Origin of the sequence: Streptomyces sp. NBC_01717 (assembly GCF_036248255.1) — a bacterium.
Classification (GTDB): domain Bacteria; phylum Actinomycetota; class Actinomycetes; order Streptomycetales; family Streptomycetaceae; genus Streptomyces.
In genome coordinates, this window is sequence record NZ_CP109178.1 from 3,112,826 (window position 1) to 3,132,475 (window position 19,650).

Sequence of the window (19,650 nt, forward strand, 5' to 3'; positions counted from 1 at the left end):
AGGCTCACTGTGTCGTACTGCACATACCGGTGGGTCCCGGGGTACACACCGATGGTCCCCGGGGCGTCCATCCCCAGTGCGTCCTGCGCCTGTCGGATGTCATCCGGACGGCCCACGACCGGTTCGCCCAAGTGGGTGACGGTCGGCCTCGCGGAAGGCGTCCCGCACGGCTGCGGGCATGACGTCCGGGGCGTCCGGACGGAGCGGGACCCGGGAGCCGGACCCGACAGTGGTGGAACCAGCCTCTGATCCGCTTCTCCCCCGCACCGCCCTGGCGGACACAGTGGAGTGCGGTGAGAATACCCCGGCCGTACGGGAAGGGGGTGGGACCGGGATCGGCCCCACCCCTCTCACTGCTCACTGCTCACTGCCGGCTCATTCAGTTTCCGCAGTGGAACCGCGCGTCGCCCCAGTCCGCGTGGTCGTTGCCGTTGCCGTCGCCGCCGTCCGCGGCGACCAGCTCGACATACTTCGCACCGGTGACGTCCGCCGTGAGCGACCAGGCGGTGTCGGCCGCCTTGAGGACCGGCGACTTCACCTTCTCCGTCCCGTCGGCCCTGACGCTGAACTGCACACTGCCCGCGGTCTTCTGCACATCGTCCACGCCCACCTCGGCGGTGAACGACGTGCACTTGCCGCCCAGGTAGTAGCGGATGTTCGCCGGGGCGTGGCTGCCGAGGCCCTTGGCGTAGACGGTGCCGCCGATCGTCAGCGGAGTGCCGTCGCCGACGCCCGTCTCACCGTTGGAGAGATCGCGCTCGACCGGTCCCCAGCCGTTGCTCGACGCCGTCCAGTCCAGGTCGCTGGCCCAGCTGTCCGTGGTGGGCGGCGGCGGCAGGGTCCGTACGGACGTCTGCGCACCGAGGGTCCGCTTCGCCCCGCCGACCGTGTAGGACACCTCGGCGCCCAGGCTGTACGTCCGGTACTCGGCGTCCACCGGCGGGGTGACCTGCCAGTTGACGGTGACCTTGGCGCCCGCCGCCACGGAGTCGAAGGTGACGGCGCCCACGGGCTCCGCCTTCCAGCCGTCGGGGACGGTGAGGCCGACCGACACGTCGGTCGCGGCCGTTGCCTCGTAGTTGGTGAAGCCGGCCTTGACGACGTTGGCCGTGCCCGGCTCCAAGGTCTCGGCGGCGGGGTCGACGCTGAGCGTGCCGCAGGCGGCCTGCTCACCCGCGGGGGCCTGGCCGAGGTCGGTCACGGTGAACCCGTCGAGGACGAAGTCGGCGCCCTCCGGTGCGTCGTCGCGCTTGCGGAGCCCGGTCCAGGTGTCGCCGCAGGCCGCTGTGACGGTCTCGGCGAAGTGCCCGGTGGTGCGCTGCTGCCCGATCGCGGTGGTCCGGGTCTCGACCGAGTCGGGGTTGCCGTCGGCCGTGATCCGGTCGTAGCCGTCCACCCACTCGTAGGCACCGGCGTGACTGGACTGGTAGTCGTACTCGATCTTGTACCGGTGGCCGTCGGCCATCGGCACCGTCCAGGGCGCGGTCCGGTAGACGAGTCCGCTGTTCTCCTCGTGGGCCTTGAGGGACTCCTTGCCGCCGATCACGTCGTCGACGAGCTTCCCGTTCCAGCCGGCCTGGGTGTACGGGGCGTGCAGCTGGGAGATGACGGTCCGGGGGTCGGTGGAGCCGCCCGCGTCGCCCTTGAGGAAGGGGCCCCAGCCCTGGTCGACGTCCTCGAAGTCCTCGTACACGACGGTGTTCTTCTTGGTCGCCGGGGCGTTGGAGACGATCCGGACGTCATCCGCCCGCACCGTCGCGGCGCTGCCCTTGGCCGCTTCGATACGGAACGTGGTGCGGCCGTCCGCGGGGGCGGTGAAGTTCACCTTGGCCCGCTGGAAGTACGTGCCGTGCCAGTCCGAAGCGGCGACGTAGTCCTCGGCCGTGGAGCGGTCCACGGCTACGGACCTGCCGCCGATCGAGAGCGTCGTGTGCCGGGTCTTCCCGGGCTGGACCTCGATCAGCGCGGAGGCGGTGTAACGCGCGCCGGGCCTGAGGCCGGAGATGCGCTGCGCGACGGCGGCCGTGCCGTCGCCGGAGAGCTTCGCGCTGTTGCGGCCCTGGTCGTCGCTGTCACGCGCGACGGTGCCGGTCTTCGACCAGTCGTCGAGCCCGTTGTCGTTGAAGCCGGGGTCGTCGACCGCGCTGCCCTCGCCCCACTCCGGGTCGGCGGCTGCGGGTGCGTGGTCCGGGTAGAGGACGTACGGCTGTCCGGCGGTGGCCGTCAGCGTGATCTTCCCGTCGACGGGCCGGACCGTGCCGGTCTTGACCCGGCCGTTGTCGGTGAGCTTGTAGACGGTGTACGCGCCCTTGGACGGCGCCGGCCAGCTGCTCGTACCACCGGACTTGCTGTAGTGGTACAGCTTCTTGCCGCCGTCCCAGGGCAGCAGGTAGTCGGTGCCGCTGAGCACCTTGCGGCCGTGGTCGTAGAAGGTCCGCCTGCCGTCCTCGACCGTGCCCCGGACACCGCCGGTGAAGGTGATGTCGTTGCCGTCCCAGCGGGTGATCTTCTGCTGCTGGAGGTACTTTGCGGGCAGGTTGCGCTGCCAGATGTTGTCGTAGAAGGCGTTCCAGTCGGTCTCGCCGGTCCAGCCCTCGAACTCGTCGATGGCGGTCTGGCCGAGGACCGGGTCGTTGTTCCAGACGTCCTTCTCGCTGTTGCGGATGAACCGGATGATCTGCGAGTTGAGTCCCTTGTTGGTGGCGCCGCCGTAGTCGAGGTCATTGGCCCAGTGCGACCACAGCGAGCCGCGCTCGAACTTGTCGGCCCACTCGGTCGCGACGTTCCAGCCCTGCTTCTGCACGGACTGCAGGGTCTTGTCGGCGATCCAGCCGTGCGTGTAGTAGACGTCGATGTAGAGCAGGCTCAGGTTGGGGTCGGTCTCGTCGCGCAGCTGCTGGAAGCGGCGGGCCAGGTTGCCGCTGTTGATGTCGCTGCGCTGGTCGATGTAGTAGCTCTGACCGAGCCAGTTCCAGCCGGGCTTCGTCTTGTCGACGAGCTTCTCGTCGAAGGCGCGGGCGTCCGCGTACGCCTCGGTGGCGTTGACGTGGACGCCGAACGTGGCGCCCCACTTCTTGCCGTCCTTCAGCAGCGTGTTGAGGTCCTTCAGCCCGCCGGCGCGCTTGTTGTAGTTGCCGCCGTAGTCGGGGTGGGCGGAGTCGTGGCCCTCGGAGGCGTACCCCTTGAGCAGCGCCAGCTGACCGAGGCCGTCGGTGGCGAGCGAGACCCGCTTGACGTCGTCGAGGGTGCGCAGGAACGGGTGGGTGGCCTGGCTGGCGAAGTTGAACGGGATGTGGGTGATCACCCGGTTCGCGGTGTCGTCGCTGCCGGGCGCGGTGACGCCGATGGTGCGGAACGCGACGGCGCCGTCCTGCCAGTCGACGGTCTTGTCGCCGTTGGCGTCGGGGGTGACGACGACCTTGGCCCAGGGCAGGTTCGCGCCGCTCTCCGGCTTCGGTGCGCCGTCGCCGCGATAGGTCCACTGCCCGGACCAGACGCCGACCCGGACGGTGCCGTCGTCGGCCTTGCGGGCCTGGTGCCAGAACCGGGCGTCATCGCCCCCGGTGGCGCCGGACGGCTTGTCGTACGAGGAGTTGGACTCGACGGCCGCGGCGAGCGAGCCGGTGTTGACGATCGCGTACGAGGCGCCGACCGGCGCCTTGTCGGCGGCGGTGTCCGCGGTGACCTGGGCGAAGACGTCGGCGGTCTTCGTCGAGTCCGGGTCGAGGCGGGTGAACGCGGTGGCGGCGCCGGTCTCCGTGGAGCCGACGGAGACCAGGTCGTGGCCGGGGATGTCGATGGTGCCGACCCGGAACGCCTCGGTGTCGCGGACGGCCGTCACCTTGAAGGTGGTGGTGCGTCCGGAGACCGAGAGCGAGGCGTCGATCTCGACACCGGGCAGGTCGGGGAAGGTGAGCGTGTACCGCGCGGTCGTGGCGGTGACCTCGGGCGCACCCTTCGGCTGCACCGCGTGCGCGGCACCGTTGAGGGTGACGGCGGTGACCGCCCGTGTACTGCCGAGCAGTTGGTTGCCGCCGGCCCGGTCGGTGTACGACAGGACGCGCGGGAAGTCGTCGGCGACAGCGACCGAGAGCTGCGGGGATCCGATGACGACGGCGTCCGCGGGGACGGCCGTGCCGGCTACGGCGGGGGGCGGGGTGGCGGCTGTGGCGGGGAGTGCGGTCCCCACGAGCGCCAGGACGGCGGCTGAGGCGGCGGCGACAGCGCCCGCCGAAGTGAATCTTCGCGACATGTGCCCTGAGTAGTCCCCATGTCGGGACACCGTCAACGACGTGGGACCCCGATGTGCGTGCCAGTCCAACAACCGCGATGCGTAAGTCCAAGTGACCGGTGTGCGGGCCAGGCGGTCGCGGTGTTCACTTCCTGACCGCGCAGCCAGGACTCATCCAGCAAACGTCCGCCAATTACCGTTCACACACGACGAGTTGTGAAGAAATTCCATTCTTGAGAGCGCTCTCAGTCACAACCCTTGACGCTGATGGCGGCCGTCGCAAGAGTGGTGCGCACCGCGGACGCCCCTTGTCCCACCTCCCCGCACGATCGTTCCCGTCCGCGGCCCCCACACCTCAGGAGTCCCCCCGTGATCTCGCGCAGACTGTTCCTGACGGGCGCCGCCGCCACCGCGACCGCGCTCACCTACCCCGCCTGGGGAAGCGCCCTCAGCCCGCACGCGTCGGCGGCCGCCGCCACCTGCGAACTGGCCCTGGAGAACCGCTCGCTGCCCGGCACGGTCCACGCCTACGTCACCGGCCATGAGCAGGGCACCGACCGCTGGATGCTGCTGCGGGCCGACGGCAGCGTCTACCGCCCCGACTCCCCCGCCGCACCGCAGACCCCGCTGCCGGTCGACTGCGCCATCCCGCTGAAGCCGGCCGGTGCCGGGCCCGTCGTTCTGACACTTCCTCAGATGTACGGCGCCCGCGTCTACTTCGTACGCGACGACAAGCTGGACTTCTTCCTGAACCCCGGCCCCGCGCTGGTCGAGCCGGCGTTCGCGACGTCCGCCGACCCGAACTACGGGCGGACCTGGTCGTTCTGCGAGTTCACCTTCAACCCGCAGCAGCTGTACGCGAACATCAGTTACGTCGATCTGGTCACCGCGCTGCCGATCGGTCTCACGCTGGCGGGCGACACGACGCACACGGTCGCACCGCTTCCGAACGGCGCCGTACAGCGGATCGCCGACGCCCTGACCGCCCAGGCGGCGGCCGACGGACAGCCGTGGGACAAGCTGGTGACCCGTGGCACGGACGGCAACGTGCTGCGGGTGATCTCGCCGCAGAACCTGATGGCGCCGTATTTCGACCGGCCGGACCAGATGCCCTTCCGGGACCTGTTCACCGCACAGGTCGACCAGGTCTGGGAGAAGTACCGGGGTACGGACCTGCGGATCGACCTCCAGGGCGGCCGGGGCGTACGGGCCGGCCGGGTCGTCGGTGACGTCCTGACCTTCGACGGCGGCCACACCTTCACCAAGCCGGCGTCGAAGGACATCTTCACCTGCAACCACGGGCCGTTCACCAACAACCCGGGCGACTCCGACGACAAGAAGGCGCTGCTGGCGCGACTGGCGGCGGGCTTCAACCGGTCCCTCATGCTCTCGCACCCCGACCAGCCGAACGGCACGACGGTGGCGGACTACTACCAGGGCGCGGTGACGAACCACTGGTCGCGCGTGGTGCACGCGAACACCCCGATCGGGTACGCGTTCCCGTACGACGACGTACGCCCCGACGGTGAGCCGGACGTCTCCGGAGCGGCGAACGACGGCAACCCGCGGCGGTTCACGGTGAGCGTGGGCTCCTGAGCCCAGGGAGAAGAACAGCCAGGTGCCCCCGCCCGAGATCTTCCGGGCGGGGGCACCTGCGCGTACGGGCTCAGCAGCCGCCGCAGTTGTAGTACAGGACGTCCCAGTGGTTGCCCTCGTCCGCGTAGATGTTTCCGGAGCCGGACTGGTACTGGGGAGCGCCGTCACCACGGAGCCCTATGTAGCTGAAGGCGCTGTGGATGTAGTTGGTGAGACAGGTGGACTTGCCGTAGTCGAGCTTGTACCCGTTCCAGTGCGAGTACGTACCGCTGGCGTGCCCGGTCTCGGTGCCGCCGGTGATGTTGAGCGCGCAGCCGGTCGCGCTCTTCAGGGTCTGGGCCCCCTGGGCGGTGGCGAGGTTCAGCTGATCGAAGGACGTGCAGGTGGCGTTGTTCCGGTTCGAGCAGCCGCCGGAGGACGACCAGGTGATACCGGACGAGCTGAACCGGGACGTGGCCTGTGCGTGCGTGAGCTTGGTGACGGCGTGGGCCTCGGTGGCGCCGCTGCCGAGAACGCCGATACCGGGGGCGAACAGGGCGCCGAGGACGAGGGCGAGGGCGGTCAGGACGGGGCGCAGTGTCATACGGGACACCATGGGGGACTCCTCCTGCTCATGACAACAAGGGCAGGGAGATAGTGCCCGAGTTCTACGCGCGTCCGCCAGAGGGCATCAGGTGTCGACGGGGCGAACGTCGTCACCCCTGCGGACGCGCCTCCGAAATCAGCCCCGCCCCAGATGTTGAACTTTGAACAAGGTGTGGCTACAGTGGATGTCGTTGAAGGTTAAACAATGACCTCGACCCCCGCTCGATCACGTCCCCCGAGGAGGAGCCATGGCTCTGTTCAACCGCAAGTCCGCCGCCGCCCCGTCCACCACCGCCACCGCCGTGGACCCGGCCCTGGCCGCGCTGACCGGCACGTACACGATCGACCCGTCGCACAGCAGCATCGGCTTCACCGTGCGTCACGCCATGGTCACCAACGTCCGCGGCTCCTTCGGCGACCACGAGGGCACGCTGACGCTGAACGGCCACAACCCGCACCACTCCGCCGCCTCCATCGACGTCAAGATCGCCAGCGTCGACACCGGCATCGCCGACCGCGACGGGCACCTGGTCAGCGGCGACTTCTTCGACGCCGAGAAGTTCCCGCTCATGACGTTCCGCTCCACCCGGGCCGAGCAGCTCGGCGGCGACCAGTACCGCATCACCGGTGACCTCACCATCAAGGACATCACCCGTCCGCTCGCGATCGACCTGGAGTTCAACGGCTCCGCCACCGACCCCTACGGCAACGAGCGCGTCGGCTTCGAGGGCAGCGCGGAAATCCTCCGCTCCGACTGGGGCCTGACCTGGAACGCGGCGCTGGAGACCGGCGGCGTGATGGTCAGCGACAAGGTCAAGCTGAACTTCGACATCTCCGCGATCAAGGCCGCCGCGGCGCAGGCCTGATCCTCGGAGGCACTCCGACTCGAGCGCGCCCGCCTTCCACTCCCCCGCCGGGGAGGGAGGCGGGCGCTCGGCATTTCCTTCCCTCTCGGTTCCAGCGCTTGCCCGTGCGGGGAGTAATAGGGTCTGCGGCGTGGTCGAGCCTTCCTACCTACGCGAAACCCGGGCGTCGTACGACACCGTTGCCGTCGACTACGCCGAGCTCGTACCCCCCGCATTCGAGGCCGATCTGCTGGGGCGCTCGATGCTGGGCGCATTCGCCGAACTCGTGCAGGGAGCCGGTGGCGGCCCGGTCGCCGACGTGGGGTGCGGACCCGGCCACGTGACGGCACATCTCCGCTCCCTCGGCCTGGCGGCATTCGGCGTGGATCTGTCGCCGGGAATGGTCGAAGTGGCCCGGCGGGACCACCCGGGCCTGCGGTTCGACATCGGGACGATGACAGCCCTGGAGTCGGCGGACGGCGCGCTCGGCGGCATCGTCGCCTGGTACTCCATCATCCACACGCCACCGGAAGTGCTGCCGACGGTGTTCGCGGAGTTCCACCGGGTGCTGGCCCCTGGAGGCCACCTGCTGCTCGGCTTCCACGTCGGCGACGAGCGACGGCGCAAGGAGAAGGGGTACGGCGGCCACGCGATGAGCCTCGACGTCCACCTCTTGCCACCCGACCGCATCGCCGAGTCCGCGACCCGCGCCGGGCTCGTGGTGGACGCCACGCTGATCCGTGAGCCGGAAAGCGCGCCCATTCCCCAAGCCTGCCTTCTGGTGCGCAAACCGAGGAATTCATAACCGTCGGACGACAGCGGATCGATTCGGGCAGGTCGCGCGTCACGGCATCAATTCCTCGGTGTGCCGGAATTTTCTGAGACGCCCCCGGGAGCCGGCGGGAAATCCGCGGAGCCCTCGCGCCGCTCGAATGCGGACAACCCGGGTTCTGCGCACTCCGCGCTCCGGCTACGCATGCGTCACAGCTATTTGACGATCAGTCAGTTTTCGCTGCAGGGGTCTTGCGTCACATCGCCCCCTTTCCAACCTTTCGAAAGTTTCGACACTTCACCGACTCAAGTCGGATCCTGTAAGACTTCTTGACACCCAGTAACCAGCCCGTTTACCGTCACCGCCACAGCGTGCATGGATCATTGTGATGGAGGGGACGCAGTCCATGGCCCGAAAGTTTTCGATCGCCGGCCTGACCGTAACAGTGGCTCTCGCGGCCACAGTGACGACGGCCTCTGCTGTGGGAGCCGTGGGCACGGAGGGCGCCCACAAGGCACCGGGTCTGTCCGTCGACGCAAAATCGCAGCAATTGCACAACCACTGGGTGAATACCTGGACGTCGATGCCACAGTTGACGGAGCCCGCCAATATGCCGCCCGCGCCGTTCACGCAGGACAATCTGGTCCTCGCCGACAGCACCCTGCGGCAGACCGTCCACATGGCGGTCGGCGGACGGCAGATGCGACTGCGCTTCTCCAACGCGTTCGGAGGCGCGGCGCTCCCCATCACCGCGGTCTCGGTCGCGCTTCCGGCCGGCGGGCGGGCCGGCGACAGTGCGATCCAGTCGGGGACCTCCCGGAAGGTGACCTTCCACGGCCGGTCGTCGGCGGTCGTTCCGGTCGGGTCGGAGATCGTTTCCGACCCGCTGGACTTCGAGCTGGAGCCCGGGTCCAACCTTTCCGTGACGATGTACCTGGCCGAGGGCCAGGCGTCCAACTCCATCACCTCGCACCCCGGTTCCCGGACCACGTCGTTCGTGCGGGCCGGCAACCATGTCGAGGACACGGACCTGGCCGGGGCGGCATCGACCGCGCACTGGTACTTCCTGAGCGGCGTCGAGGTGTGGTCCAGGAGCACCACTGCGGCAGCTGTCATGCTGGGCGACTCGCTGACCGACGGCCGGGGCTCCATCACCAATATGAACAACCGCTGGCCGGACCAGCTGCAGGACAGGTTGCGGTCGCACCGGGACACCACCGACACCGCGATCCTCAATCAGGCGGCCGGCGGCAACCGGGTACTGAACGACGGTCTGGGCCCCAACGCCCTGTCACGGGTGGACCGTGACGTACTGTCACAGAGCGGCGTCGAGTGGCTGCTCGTCTTCGAAGGCGTCAACGACATCGGCACGGCCGATGCCTCGGAAGCCGCCCAGAAGCAGGTGGCGGACGATCTGATCGCGGCCTACGACCAGATCATCGTCCGGGCACACACGCACGGGATCCGGGTGTACGGGGCGACGCTGACGCCCTTCGGCGGCAACACGCCGTACGACGACCCGGACGGATACCGGGAGCAGGCCCGGCAGGCGGTCAACAAGTGGATTCGCACCAGCGGCCGGTTCGACAGCATGATCGACTTCGATCGTGTGGCGCGTGACCCGCAGAAGCCGGGACAACTCCTGCCGACGTACGACGACGGCGACCATCTGCACCTGAACCCGACCGGCTACAAGGCCCTGGCCGACGCCGTTCCGTCCCGGCTGTTCCGGCAGGAGCCGCTTCCGCAGGGCTTCGGCTTCAACTAGACCTCGGCCCACGCCGGTTTCGGCCCGCCGCCGACAGCCGCATCACGTCTGTGATGTGGCTGTCGGCGTCGGGTTTTCGGGCGTCGAAAAGTCGGAAGCACGGGCGGCCACTGGACGGACCGTCAGCCCGAGCGATACCCTGCACACATGAAGATCCGAAAGAAGGACACACCTTCTAGGGCGAAGTTATCAGCTATCGAGCAGGAGCGCAAGCCATCGCGGCTCGCGCTGTACGGCTCGCGTGAATCACCCGCCAACTCCCTCGCCACGTGACGAAGTCGCCCTTCGTACGTTCCCAACTCCACCTGAAGGGTTACCTCATGGCCTCTGAGACGACCACCGCGACAGCCTCGGGCAGCTGGAAGCTCGGTGACCTGACCGTTAACCGGCTCGGATTCGGCGCGATGCGCCTGACACAGATCGGCAAGGCGTTCAGCGCCGACAGTCCGTCCAGCGATCGCAGCCGGTCGATAGCAGTGCTGCGCCGCGCGATCGATCTCGGTGTGAACCACATCGACACCGCCGCGTTCTACTTCTCGCCGCTGCGCTCCGCCAACGAGCTGATCAATCGGGCGCTGGCGCCGTATCCCGAAGATCTCGTCATCACCACCAAGGTCGGTCCGGTGCGGGACGCTTCAGGCGCGTGGCGCACGCCGGCGAGGCCCGACGAACTGCGCGGCCAGGTCGAGGAGAACCTGCGCCAGCTGGGCCGCGACCACCTCGACGTGGTGAACCTGCGCGTCATGGGCCAGGAGTCCGTCTCCGAGCACTTCGGCGCGCTGGCCGAGCTGCGCGAGGCGGGGCTGGTCCGCCACCTCGGAGTCTCCGGTGTCACACCGGAACACCTCGCCGAGGCACAGGCCATCGCCCCGGTGGTCTGCGTGCAGAACCGGTACGGCATCGACGCGCACAGCGCGGACGACGACGATCTCCTGCGGGCCTGCGGCGAGATGGGCATCGCGTTCGTGCCGTTCTTCGCGATCGCCGGCGTGGGACGCGAGCAGGGCGCGAGCGCCGGGTGCGACGACGAACTGCTCGTCGTCGCCCGCGCACACGGAGCCACGGTCGCGCAGGTCCGGCTGGCCTGGACGCTGCACCAGGGCCCGCACGTCCTGGCCATACCGGGCACCGGCGATCCGGACCACCTGACCGCCAACGTGGCAGCCGGAGCGCTGCGGCTCTCGCGGGACGAACTGGCAGGTCTCACCAGGAACCGTTGACCCCATTGGGCTCCCTGGAGTCGCTGGTTGTACGAACACGGTGTGGTCTGGCTTTGCGCACCGCGATGAGAAGCGGGCGCCGGCTGGGGCGGCCCGTGCTGAAACGCCGGGACGGCTCCTGCCCGTGTAGACCGAGAAACGGAGAAGTCAATGCCGCACAACGAGGGTCAGCGCGTGGAGTACCTGGACCAGGAGAACAAGAAGTGTCAGGGCGAGATCACCAAGGTCAGCGGCAGCGGACCGGCGACCACCTACACCATCAAGAACGAGAAGACGCACCGTGACGACAAGGTCCGGGAAATGCAGATCGAGCAGGATCTGTAACAACTTCTCCCCCCGCTGATGCGCTGCCCCACCCGCCTACGCCGGGTCCGGGCAGGCCGCTGATCCTGGGAAGGTACGAGGGCGTCCGCACCCGCGGTGAAGCGGCTGTGCGGGCGCCCTCATCGCTGTGCCCGGGGACTTTCCGGCGGAGCCTGCCGGTGCGCGGCCTCGGCTCTCAGAAGCCCCCGCCACCGAAGTCGCCGCCCCCGCCGAAATCGCCACCTCCGCCGAATCCCCCGCCGTCGCCCCCGCCGCCGAAGTCGGACGGGTCGAAGTCGGAGCCGGAGTAGTCACCGCCGGAGTAGTCGCCACCCCCGAAGTCGCCACCGCCGTAGTCCGCCGCGTAGGCCGGGGACGAGAGCATCGAGCCGAGCAGGGTGCCCACCAGCAGGCCGGGGAGCAGGCCGCCGCCGAAGTATCCGCCCGCCCAGGGACCGTAGGCCGGGCCCGCCTCCCAGTACGGGCGGCGCCGGCCGTCGCCCGTGTCGACCGTGCGGCTCAGCGGGTCCTCGCCGTCGCGCAGCCGGATCTCGTCCACGCCGCAGACCGGGACCTCGCGCGGTGCGCCGCCGGACGGCGTCCACAGGGCATCGGCCACCGAAGGGCCGTGGCGCGGGTCGAAGAAGCACGGTGGGCGCCGGTCCGGGAGGGGATCGCCTGTGCGGCGGGCTTCCAGGACGGCCAGGGAGAAGCGGCCGTCCTCCAGGGCCTGGGTGACCTCGCGCACGTCGGACGGGTGCTGGGCCTTGTCCATACGGGACTTCGCGCTTTCGTACGAGTCGAGTGCCCGCTCGTAGTCGGCGCGCATCGCGTCGTCGGCGCCCGCCTCCGCCGGGTGGAAGTCGAGGCGGTCGAGGGTCTCGCCGTATGCGGTGATGTCCTCGTCCACGACGACCCGCAGCTTGTCGAGCGCCGCCCGTTCCTCCTCCGCCTTGCGGCGGCGGTTGCGGCGGACGATCGCGTACGCGGTCCCACCGCCGATCACCGCGAGCGCACCGACCGTGATCAGTGCGGTCACGCCGGATCCCGTGCCGTTCGAGCCGCCGCTCCAGGAGGCGGGGGCGTGGCCGCGCGCCTGGGCGACGGCCTGGTCGACGAAGGTGGTGAGCTGGGTGGTGGCGTCAGTGGCGGTGCCGGGGGCCTGCAGCGCCACGGAGAGGTTCTGGCGGGCCGTGACGGACATGACCGACCGGTCCGCGCCCAGCTTGAACGTGTCGCCGAGGCGGATTCCGTACACACCGGTGATCCCGGTGTCGTTACGCAGCGTCCGCAACACCGTGGCCTCGGGGAACGCGGAGGTCCGCGGCAGCACAGCCACGAAGACCGGCTTGTCCGCGTCCTTGATCTTCTTGGTCAGGGCGTCGGCCTGGCCCGCGGACAGCTGGTCCGCCGCCGCCGGATCGACGTACACCGGGCCCTGGCGCAGGGCCCGGGCCACATCGTTGATCGTCGTGGCGCTCGGCGCAGCCGGGGCCATGGCGAGCATCGCTGCCGACAGCATCAGCAGCAGGCCGGCCAGCAGGGTCGGGAACAGCCTGTTCCGCATATAACGACGCTAACCCAGGTGGGCGACAAATGCTCCGCCCACCTGGGTCAGCCCCGTCTCTGTTACCGCTGCACGGCCCGGTACGCCGTCCTCAGCTGGGCCACCGCCCCGGTCAGATCACCGGTGAGCAGCAGATGGTCCGCGTCGGCGAACGGCTTGGACACCGCCGCGGTCGGCTTCCCGCCGGCCTTCTGCTGCACCAGCAGGCGGGCCTGGTCGACGATCGCCTTGCCGGCCTCGGACTTCCCCAGTCCGGCCTTCTCCGCGATGTGTGCGGCTACGGCGAGCGCGCCCAGAGTCAGTTCGCCGCCCGTCGGGGCCTTCTTCAGCGTGGTCAGGCCCCAGCCGTACGGGAACTGCGGGTCGTACGTCGCGTCGCCGACGTTGATCGGCAGCTGCGACTCGGACTTCGGCCAGGTGACCGGCAGCTGTCCGGTGAAGGCACGCTTCCCGTACAGCACGTCGGCCACTCCGTCGCCCTCGGTGCCCGGCAGCCAGGACGCGACGAGTGCGTCGATGTCACCGAGCCGGTCACCGATGAGCTGCGGGCGGCCGGAGACCACCAGGACCGCGCACTTCATCGCGGCGCAGACCTTGTCGATCGCGGCCTTGTCCGCCGCGGTCAGCTCCAGGTCGTTGCCGTTGCCGACGTCACCGATGCCTTCGGCGTACGGGGTCTCACCGACCACGACCACACCCACGTCGTAGCCGTCCGTGGATGCCGAAGCGTCCTTGGAGTAGGTGACCGAGGCCGCGTCCGTGGCGTCCTTCTTCATGGCCTCCAGGATCGTCGTACCCGTGGTGATCCTGCCCGAAGAGCCCTGCCAGCTGACGGTCCAGCCGCCGGCCTGGTTGCCGATGTTGTCGGCGTTCGACCCGGCGACGTACACCTTCTGGGATGCCTTGAGCGGCAGCACTCCGCCGTCGTTCTTCAGCAGGACCTGCGACTTGGCCGCCGCCTCGCGGGCCACCGCGCGGTGTCCGGCCGAGCCGACCTGGTCGATGTCGGCCGTGTCCGCGTACGGCTTCTCGAAGAGGCCGAGGCGGAACTTCTGGGTCAGGATGCGGGTGACCGCGTCGTCGATCCGGGCCTGGCTGATCCGGCCCGCGGTGACCTCGTCCTGGAGAGTCTTCGTGAAGTCCTGGTACGCCGTCGGGACCATGATCATGTCGAGTCCGGCATTGATGGACGTACGGACGTCGCTGGCGTAGTCGCCGGGGATCTGGTCGATGGCCTGCCAGTCACTGATGACGAAGCCCTCGAAGCCCATCCGGTCCTTGAGCGCGCCGTTGATCATCTCGGCGTCGGCGTGCATCTTCACCGGGCCCTGGTCGTCGCCGAGGATGTCGAGCGATGAGTACGACGGCATGACCGTGCCGACGCCGCGCTTGACGGCCTCCTCGAACGGGGCGAGGTGCACGGCTTCGAGCTCCTGCCGGGTGACCTTCGTGACGCCCTGGTCGATGGTGTACGAACCGGTGGTGGACGAGCCGAACTCCGTACCGCCGTCGCCGACGTAGTGCTTGGCGGTGGCCAGGACCTTGTCGTTGCGGTGCAGGTCCTTGCCGGAGGCGCTGCCCTGCATGCCCTGGATGACCGTCTCCATGGACTCGACGAGTGCCGGGTCCTCACCGTACGACTCGTAGGAGCGGCCCCAGCGCTCGTCGCGGGTGACGCAGAGGCAAGGTGCGAAGTCCCACGGAATACCCGTCGCGCGGACCTCGTCGGCGGTGACCGCACCGGTCCGCTCGGCGAGCTTCGGGTCGCGGCCGGCACCGATGCCGATGTTGTGCGGCATGATCGTGGAGCCGATGACGTTGTTGTGCCCGTGCACCGCGTCCACGCCGTAGATCAGCGGGATCTGGAAGCGGGTCGCCTGGGCCCGGAGTTGGTAGGCGTCGACCATCTTCGCCCACGCCTCGGGGGTGTTCGGCGTCGGGACGGAGCCACCGCCGGAGAGCAGCGAGCCGAGGTCGTACGTGGCGATGTCACCCTGCGACTTCAGTGCGTTGCGCTCGGCCTGCGTCATCTGGCCGGCCTTCTCGGCCGGCGACATCCGGGAGAGGAGGTCGGCGACGCGCTTCTTCACCGGGAGCTTCGGGTCGAGGTACGGCAGCCCATGGGCGTCGATGACGACCTGCGGGTTCTCCTTGGGCGGCTTGGCGCCGGTGACGGTGAGTTCGAGCGGGATCGTCTCCGCGGACTCGGCTGCGCCGTCCTTCCTGGTGGCCACCGAGATCCGGTGCGAGGTCCCGGACGCGGTGCCTGCCGGGAAGGTGTACGTGCCGGTGACCGGCGTGTAGTCCTTGCCGGCCTCGGCGCTGCCGCCCTTGGTCTCGTACGCGACGGTGACGGGTTCCTCGATCGGTACGGAGCCGGTGGTGGCGACGGAGACATCGATGTCCGCCGTGCCGCCCTCCTTCACCGTATGGACCGCCGCGTCCGTGACGACGCTCGCCTTCAGGGCCGCGTCGGCCTTCCCGTACAGCTCCACACCGTCCATGGCGAACGAGCCGGGGGCCCCGGTCGGCAGCGTGACGGCGTAGCCCCACATCTCGTCGAGGCCGAGGACCTGGTCGATGCCGCCGACGGGCTGGTAGTCGGTGCGGTACGTGAAGTCGGTGAACGGGATCTCGACCTGGTGCCAGCCTTCCCAGTCGTCGGTGAACGACGTGGTCCACAGCTCGGACGCCTCGCCGTTGGCGCCGCCGTCCTTGATCTCGAAGTTGATCCTCTTGCCCGAACCGGGCGGCAGCGGCGCGGTGTTCTGGCCGTACCACCAGAAGCGGATGCCCTTGTGGGCCGACCAGTCGTGGGCGGGCTGATCGGCGGCGAAGTCGTGGCTGAGGCCGCCGTAACCGCTGATGTTGTACGTACCTTCGAGGACCTTGGCGCCCTCGGGGGCGTCGGCCCGGTCCTTCAGGGTCAGGGTGGGCGGGTCGTCGGAGTCGCCGCCCCAGGTGAAGATGCCGTCGGCGGGCTGGTTGGCGAACGGGACCTCGCCCTCGAAGCGGTCGACGAGGACGGGCGCCGGGTCGTCCGCCGTCGCCGCTGTGGTGGCGGCGCTGGCGCTCGGGACGGCTCCGGCGAGCAGACCGGCGAGGACGGTGACGGCGGCCAGTGCGGCCGTCGTCGGTCTGGCCCGGTGGCGGGCGCGGTGGGTGCGTGGTGGCATTGCGGCTCCTTCGGACACTGAAAGGTGCTTCTGCTGCTTCTTCTGCTCGACTCGCATCCAGTCGGTCTCCGCGTTCACGCCGGCCTGCGCGATGCGGTCGACGCCGGGCTGCGGGACAGCCGGCAGGGCTGGGAGACCTGGTTGTTGCCGCAGTTACGCGCCGCGGGTGAGGCGGATCGTGTCGCGGTACCACTTGGCGCTGTCCTTGAGCGTCCGCTCCTGGGTGTCGTAGTCGACGCGGACGATGCCGAACCGCTTGTCGTAGCCGTAGGACCACTCGAAGTTGTCCATCAGCGACCAGGCGAAGTAGCCCCGGACATCGGCTCCTTCGGCGCGGGCCGCAGCGACGGCGGCGATGTGGTCGGCGAGGTAGGTGGTGCGGTCGGCGTCATGGATCTCGCCGTCCTCGGAGACGGTGTCGTCGAACGCGGCGCCGTTCTCGGTGATGACGGTCGGGATGCCGTAGTCCTTCTGCAGCCGCACCAGCAGGTCGGTGAGGGCGGTGGGGGTGATCTCCCAGTCCATGGCGGTACGCGGCAGGTCACGCTCGATGCCACGGGTGACCGGCAGGCCGTCGGCGTCCACCGGGGACCCCTCCTCCGTGACACCGGAGAAGAGCGTGCCGCGGTAGAAGTTGACGCCGAGGACGTCGAGCGGGGTGGAGATGATCTCCAGGTCGCCGTCCTGGACCGGGAGTTCGACGTTCTGCAGGGCGAGGTCCGCGATGACGTCCTCGGGGTAGGCGCCCTTGACCACCGGGTCCAGGTAGAGGCGGCGGCCGAGCCCGTCGGCGCGCCGGCAGGCCTCGGCGTCCTCGTGGCTGTCGGTCTCGGGGGTGGCGGTACCGAGGTTGAGCGTGATGCCCAGTTCCAGGTCGTTTCCGCGGGCGGCGGCGGTCTCGCGGATGTACCGGGACGCGAGTCCGTGGCCGAGCAGCAGATGGTGGACCGCGTGGATCGCCTCGCCGAAGTTCGTACGCCCGGGGGCCTGGTTGCCGTACGCGTACCCGAGCATGGCCGAGCACCACGGCTCGTTGAGCGTGGTCCAGTGCTTGACCCGGTCGCCGAGCGCGTCGTAGGCGAGGGCGGCGTACTCGGCGAAGCGGTAGGCGGTGTCGCGGGCCGGCCAGCCGCCCGCGTCCTCCAGCTCCTGCGGAAGATCCCAGTGGTAGAGGGTGATCCAGGGGGTGATGCCCTTGGACTCCAGCTCGTCGATCAGCCGCTTGTAGAAGTCGAGGCCCTTGGCATTGGCCGGGCCGCGGCCGCCGGGCTGGATACGCGGCCAGGCGAGCGAGAAGCGGTACGTGTCGACGCCCAGGTCCGCGATCAGCTGCACGTCCTCGGGCATCCGGTGGTAGTGGTCACAGGCCACATCGCCGTTCTCGCCGCGGACGACCATGCCCGGCACCCTGCAGTAGGTGTCCCAGATCGACGGGGTTCTGCCGTCCTCGGCAGCCGCTCCCTCGATCTGGTAGGCGGCGGTGGCGACGCCCCAGCGGAAGTCGGCGGGCAGACCGGTCACGGGCTCGGCGGTGATCTCGCGAGCGTATCCCTGGGGGATGACGAGGTTCATGGTTCTCCTGTGGTGTGCTGTGGGGTCGCTACGAGCGGGGGGCGACGGTGACCGGGGCCGGCTGATGCAGCCAGCAGGCCACTGTGCGGGAGCCGTCCCCTTCCGGCCGGTCGAGCACCGGCACGTGGGTGGCGCACGGCTCGAGTGCCTTGCCGCAGCGGGGGTGGAAGGCACAGCCGGCCGGCATCGCGGACAGATGCGGTGGTGAGCCGGGGATGCCGGTGAGTTCGCGACGGGGGCCGTGCAGAGCCGGGAAGGAGTGCAGCAGGCCGTCGCTGTAGGGATGGTGGGGGTTCTGATAGATGTCGGAGGAACCGGCCTCCTCGACGATCCGGCCGCCGTACATGATCGCGATCCGGTCCGAGAACTCGATCAGCAGCGAGATGTCGTGCGTGATGAAGACGACCGAGAAGCCCAGTTCCTCGCGGAGCTTGACCAGCTGGCGCAGGATCTGGCGCTGCATGACGACGTCCAGGGCCGTCGTGGGCTCGTCCATGATGACGATCTCGGGCTCCAGCGCAAGCGCCATCGCGATCATCACGCGCTGGCGCATACCGCCGGAGAGCTGGTGCGGGTAGGCGGAGAGCCGGTCCGCGGAGATGCCGACCAGCGACAGCAGCTCCTTCGCGCGTGCGGTGCGTTCGGCCCGGTCCATCTCCGGGCGGTGCGCCTTGAGCACGTCGGTGAGCTGGCTGTGGACCGTGTGCACCGGGTTGAGCGAGTTCATCGCTCCCTGGAAGACGATCGACAACTCCTGCCAGCGGAAGGCGCGGAGCTCGGGGGCGGTCAGGGTCAGCAGGTCGAGCGCTTCGCCGTCGCGCCGGTGGTAGTGGACCTCGCCGCCGGTGATCACTCCGGGCGGCGAGAGGAGGCGGGTGACGGCGTACGCCAGGGTGGACTTGCCGGAGCCCGACTCGCCTGCCAGGCCGAGGACTTCGCCCCGGTGCAGGGTGAGGTCGATGTCGCGCAGCGCGTGCACGGCGGCGTCCCCGGTGCCGTAGTCCACGTTCAGGCCGCTGATGGTGAGGACGGGCTCGCTCATGAGCGGGTCTCCTTGTCGTGCGTACCGCGCGCCACGGGGGTGAAGCCGACCCGCATCCGGACCTTCCGGGACGCGCCCGTCTCCGTACGCAGCCGCGGGTTGACGAACTCGTCGATGCCGAAGTTGATCAGGGCGAGCGACATGCCGAGCAGGGCGATGCAGAGTCCGGCCGGGACGAACCACCACCACGCGCCCTGGGCCAGTGCCTGGTTGGACTGCGCCCAGAACAGGACGGTCCCCCAGTTCCAGTTGGAGATGTCGGCGACGCCTATGAAGGCGAGGGTGATCTCGGACAGGATCGCGAAGATCACCGTGCCGACGAAACCGGACGCGATGACGGCCGTCAGATTCGGCAGGACCTCGAAGAGGATGATCCGCCAGGTGGACTCACCAGTGGCGCGGGCCGCTTCGACGTAGTCCCTGCGGCGCAGCGACAACGTCTGGGCGCGCAGGACGCGCGCGCCCCAGGCCCACGAGGTGAGGGCGATGACGGTGGCGATCAGGAGGTCGCCCGTGTCGGAGACGAGACTGGCGATGATGATGATCAGCGGCAGCCCCGGAATGACCAGGAAGACGTTGGAGAGCACCGAGAGCAACTCGTCGGCGGTGCCGCCGAGGAAGCCGGCGCTGACGCCGATCAGTACAGACAGGATCGTCGCGAAGATGCCGGCGACGAAACCGACGACCAGGACGCCGCGGGTGCCGACGAGGATCTGCGAGAGCACGTCCTGTCCGGTCTGTGTGGTGCCGAACCAGTGCGCGCCGGAGGGTGGTTGGAGCAGTGCATTACTCATGGTGTCGGGGTCGTACGGGGCGATCCACGGCCCGATGACGGCGATCACGACGAAGAAGAGCAGGATCCCGAGGCCGACGACGGTCTTGCGGCCGCGCAGGAAGCGGAGCCTGCGCTTGCTCGGCGCCGGGGTCTCGGTCGCGTCGAGTACGGCGACCTCGGCAGCGGTGACGGCCATGT

General features: G+C 69.2%; 14 protein-coding genes. 7 read left to right on the plus strand and 7 right to left on the minus strand.

The genetic code is table 11. From position 1 onward, the window contains the following. Nucleotides 1–379: 379 nt before the first annotated feature. Entirely contained in the window at nt 380–4,252 is a 3,873-nt protein-coding gene (locus OHB49_RS14060) for an endo-alpha-N-acetylgalactosaminidase family protein (protein ID WP_329160584.1), read from the minus strand. A 348-nt stretch (nt 4,253–4,600) separates the two neighbouring features. Here OHB49_RS14060 and OHB49_RS14065 point away from each other — a divergent pair, with 348 nt between their 5' ends. Next, entirely contained in the window at nt 4,601–5,827 is a 1,227-nt protein-coding gene (locus OHB49_RS14065; protein WP_329160586.1) for a glycoside hydrolase family 64 protein, read from the plus strand. Between the two features lie 70 nt (nt 5,828–5,897). Here the strand turns inward: OHB49_RS14065 and OHB49_RS14070 are convergent, their stop codons facing one another. Further along, a complete protein-coding gene (locus OHB49_RS14070; protein ID WP_030971215.1) occupies nt 5,898–6,422 on the minus strand; it encodes a hypothetical protein in 525 nt (174 codons plus the stop codon). Between the two features lie 238 nt (nt 6,423–6,660). Here OHB49_RS14070 and OHB49_RS14075 point away from each other — a divergent pair, with 238 nt between their 5' ends. The 6 genes from OHB49_RS14075 (at nt 6,661) to OHB49_RS14100 (ending at nt 11,341) form a co-directional block, all read left to right on the plus strand. Next, nucleotides 6,661–7,278: a YceI family protein gene (locus OHB49_RS14075; RefSeq protein ID WP_030971217.1), complete on the plus strand. Its 618-nt coding sequence runs from the start codon at nt 6,661–6,663 to the stop codon at nt 7,276–7,278. A 130-nt stretch (nt 7,279–7,408) separates the two neighbouring features. Next, nucleotides 7,409–8,062, plus strand: coding sequence for a class I SAM-dependent DNA methyltransferase (locus tag OHB49_RS14080; RefSeq protein WP_030971219.1), 654 nt, complete (start codon nt 7,409–7,411; stop codon nt 8,060–8,062). 373 nt (nt 8,063–8,435) lie between these two features. Continuing rightward, nucleotides 8,436–9,797 carry an SGNH/GDSL hydrolase family protein gene (locus OHB49_RS14085; protein ID WP_329160590.1) on the plus strand — a complete coding sequence of 454 codons (1,362 nt, stop codon included), beginning with the start codon at nt 8,436–8,438 and terminating at the stop codon, nt 9,795–9,797. Nucleotides 9,798–9,944: 147 nt separating this feature from the next. Continuing rightward, nucleotides 9,945–10,070, plus strand: a complete 126-nt coding sequence (locus OHB49_RS14090; RefSeq protein WP_329160593.1) for a hypothetical protein — start codon at nt 9,945–9,947, stop codon at nt 10,068–10,070. A 47-nt stretch (nt 10,071–10,117) separates the two neighbouring features. After that, complete coding sequence (locus OHB49_RS14095) at nt 10,118–11,017, plus strand: aldo/keto reductase (protein ID WP_329160595.1); 900 nt, start codon at nt 10,118–10,120, stop codon at nt 11,015–11,017. A 150-nt stretch (nt 11,018–11,167) separates the two neighbouring features. Then, nucleotides 11,168–11,341: a hypothetical protein gene (locus OHB49_RS14100; RefSeq protein WP_158711173.1), complete on the plus strand. Its 174-nt coding sequence runs from the start codon at nt 11,168–11,170 to the stop codon at nt 11,339–11,341. Nucleotides 11,342–11,516: 175 nt separating this feature from the next. Here OHB49_RS14100 and OHB49_RS14105 read toward each other — a convergent pair whose 3' ends face one another. From OHB49_RS14105 to OHB49_RS14125, 5 genes are all read right to left on the minus strand, one after another. Continuing rightward, the gene (locus tag OHB49_RS14105) at nt 11,517–12,887 is read right to left on the minus strand and encodes a hypothetical protein (RefSeq protein WP_329160599.1); all 1,371 of its coding nucleotides are present in this window, start codon (nt 12,885–12,887) and stop codon (nt 11,517–11,519) included. A gap of 62 nt (nt 12,888–12,949) precedes the next feature. After that, nucleotides 12,950–16,063: a glycoside hydrolase family 3 protein gene (locus OHB49_RS14110; protein WP_329160601.1), complete on the minus strand. Its 3,114-nt coding sequence runs from the start codon at nt 16,061–16,063 to the stop codon at nt 12,950–12,952. 153 nt (nt 16,064–16,216) lie between these two features. Beyond that, entirely contained in the window at nt 16,217–17,635 is a 1,419-nt protein-coding gene (locus OHB49_RS14115; protein WP_329160604.1) for a GH1 family beta-glucosidase, read from the minus strand. A 28-nt stretch (nt 17,636–17,663) separates the two neighbouring features. Further along, on the minus strand, nt 17,664–18,677 hold the full coding sequence (locus OHB49_RS14120) for an ABC transporter ATP-binding protein (protein ID WP_329160606.1): 1,014 nt from the start codon (nt 18,675–18,677) through the stop codon (nt 17,664–17,666). Further along, nucleotides 18,674–19,648 carry an ABC transporter permease gene (locus tag OHB49_RS14125; protein ID WP_329160608.1) on the minus strand — a complete coding sequence of 325 codons (975 nt, stop codon included), beginning with the start codon at nt 19,646–19,648 and terminating at the stop codon, nt 18,674–18,676. Before OHB49_RS14125 ends, OHB49_RS14120 begins: the two co-directional genes overlap by 4 nt. Nucleotides 19,649–19,650: the final 2 nt, after the last annotated feature.

What these genes read in the sequence shown, in the direction of transcription:
- OHB49_RS14060 (WP_329160584.1), bottom strand. Translation starts at nt 4,252, where the DNA reads ATGTCGCGAAGATTCACTTCGGCGGGCGCTGTCGCCGCCGCCTCAGCC.
- OHB49_RS14070 (WP_030971215.1), bottom strand. Translation starts at nt 6,422, where the DNA reads ATGGTGTCCCGTATGACACTGCGCCCCGTCCTGACCGCCCTCGCCCTC.
- OHB49_RS14075 (WP_030971217.1), top strand. Translation starts at nt 6,661, where the DNA reads ATGGCTCTGTTCAACCGCAAGTCCGCCGCCGCCCCGTCCACCACCGCC.
- OHB49_RS14085 (WP_329160590.1), top strand. Translation starts at nt 8,436, where the DNA reads ATGGCCCGAAAGTTTTCGATCGCCGGCCTGACCGTAACAGTGGCTCTC.
- OHB49_RS14090 (WP_329160593.1), top strand. Translation starts at nt 9,945, where the DNA reads ATGAAGATCCGAAAGAAGGACACACCTTCTAGGGCGAAGTTATCAGCT.
- OHB49_RS14095 (WP_329160595.1), top strand. Translation starts at nt 10,118, where the DNA reads ATGGCCTCTGAGACGACCACCGCGACAGCCTCGGGCAGCTGGAAGCTC.
- OHB49_RS14100 (WP_158711173.1), top strand. Translation starts at nt 11,168, where the DNA reads ATGCCGCACAACGAGGGTCAGCGCGTGGAGTACCTGGACCAGGAGAAC.
- OHB49_RS14105 (WP_329160599.1), bottom strand. Translation starts at nt 12,887, where the DNA reads ATGCGGAACAGGCTGTTCCCGACCCTGCTGGCCGGCCTGCTGCTGATG.
- OHB49_RS14110 (WP_329160601.1), bottom strand. Translation starts at nt 16,063, where the DNA reads ATGCCACCACGCACCCACCGCGCCCGCCACCGGGCCAGACCGACGACG.
- OHB49_RS14115 (WP_329160604.1), bottom strand. Translation starts at nt 17,635, where the DNA reads ATGAACCTCGTCATCCCCCAGGGATACGCTCGCGAGATCACCGCCGAG.
- OHB49_RS14120 (WP_329160606.1), bottom strand. Translation starts at nt 18,677, where the DNA reads ATGAGCGAGCCCGTCCTCACCATCAGCGGCCTGAACGTGGACTACGGC.
- OHB49_RS14125 (WP_329160608.1), bottom strand. Translation starts at nt 19,648, where the DNA reads ATGGCCGTCACCGCTGCCGAGGTCGCCGTACTCGACGCGACCGAGACC.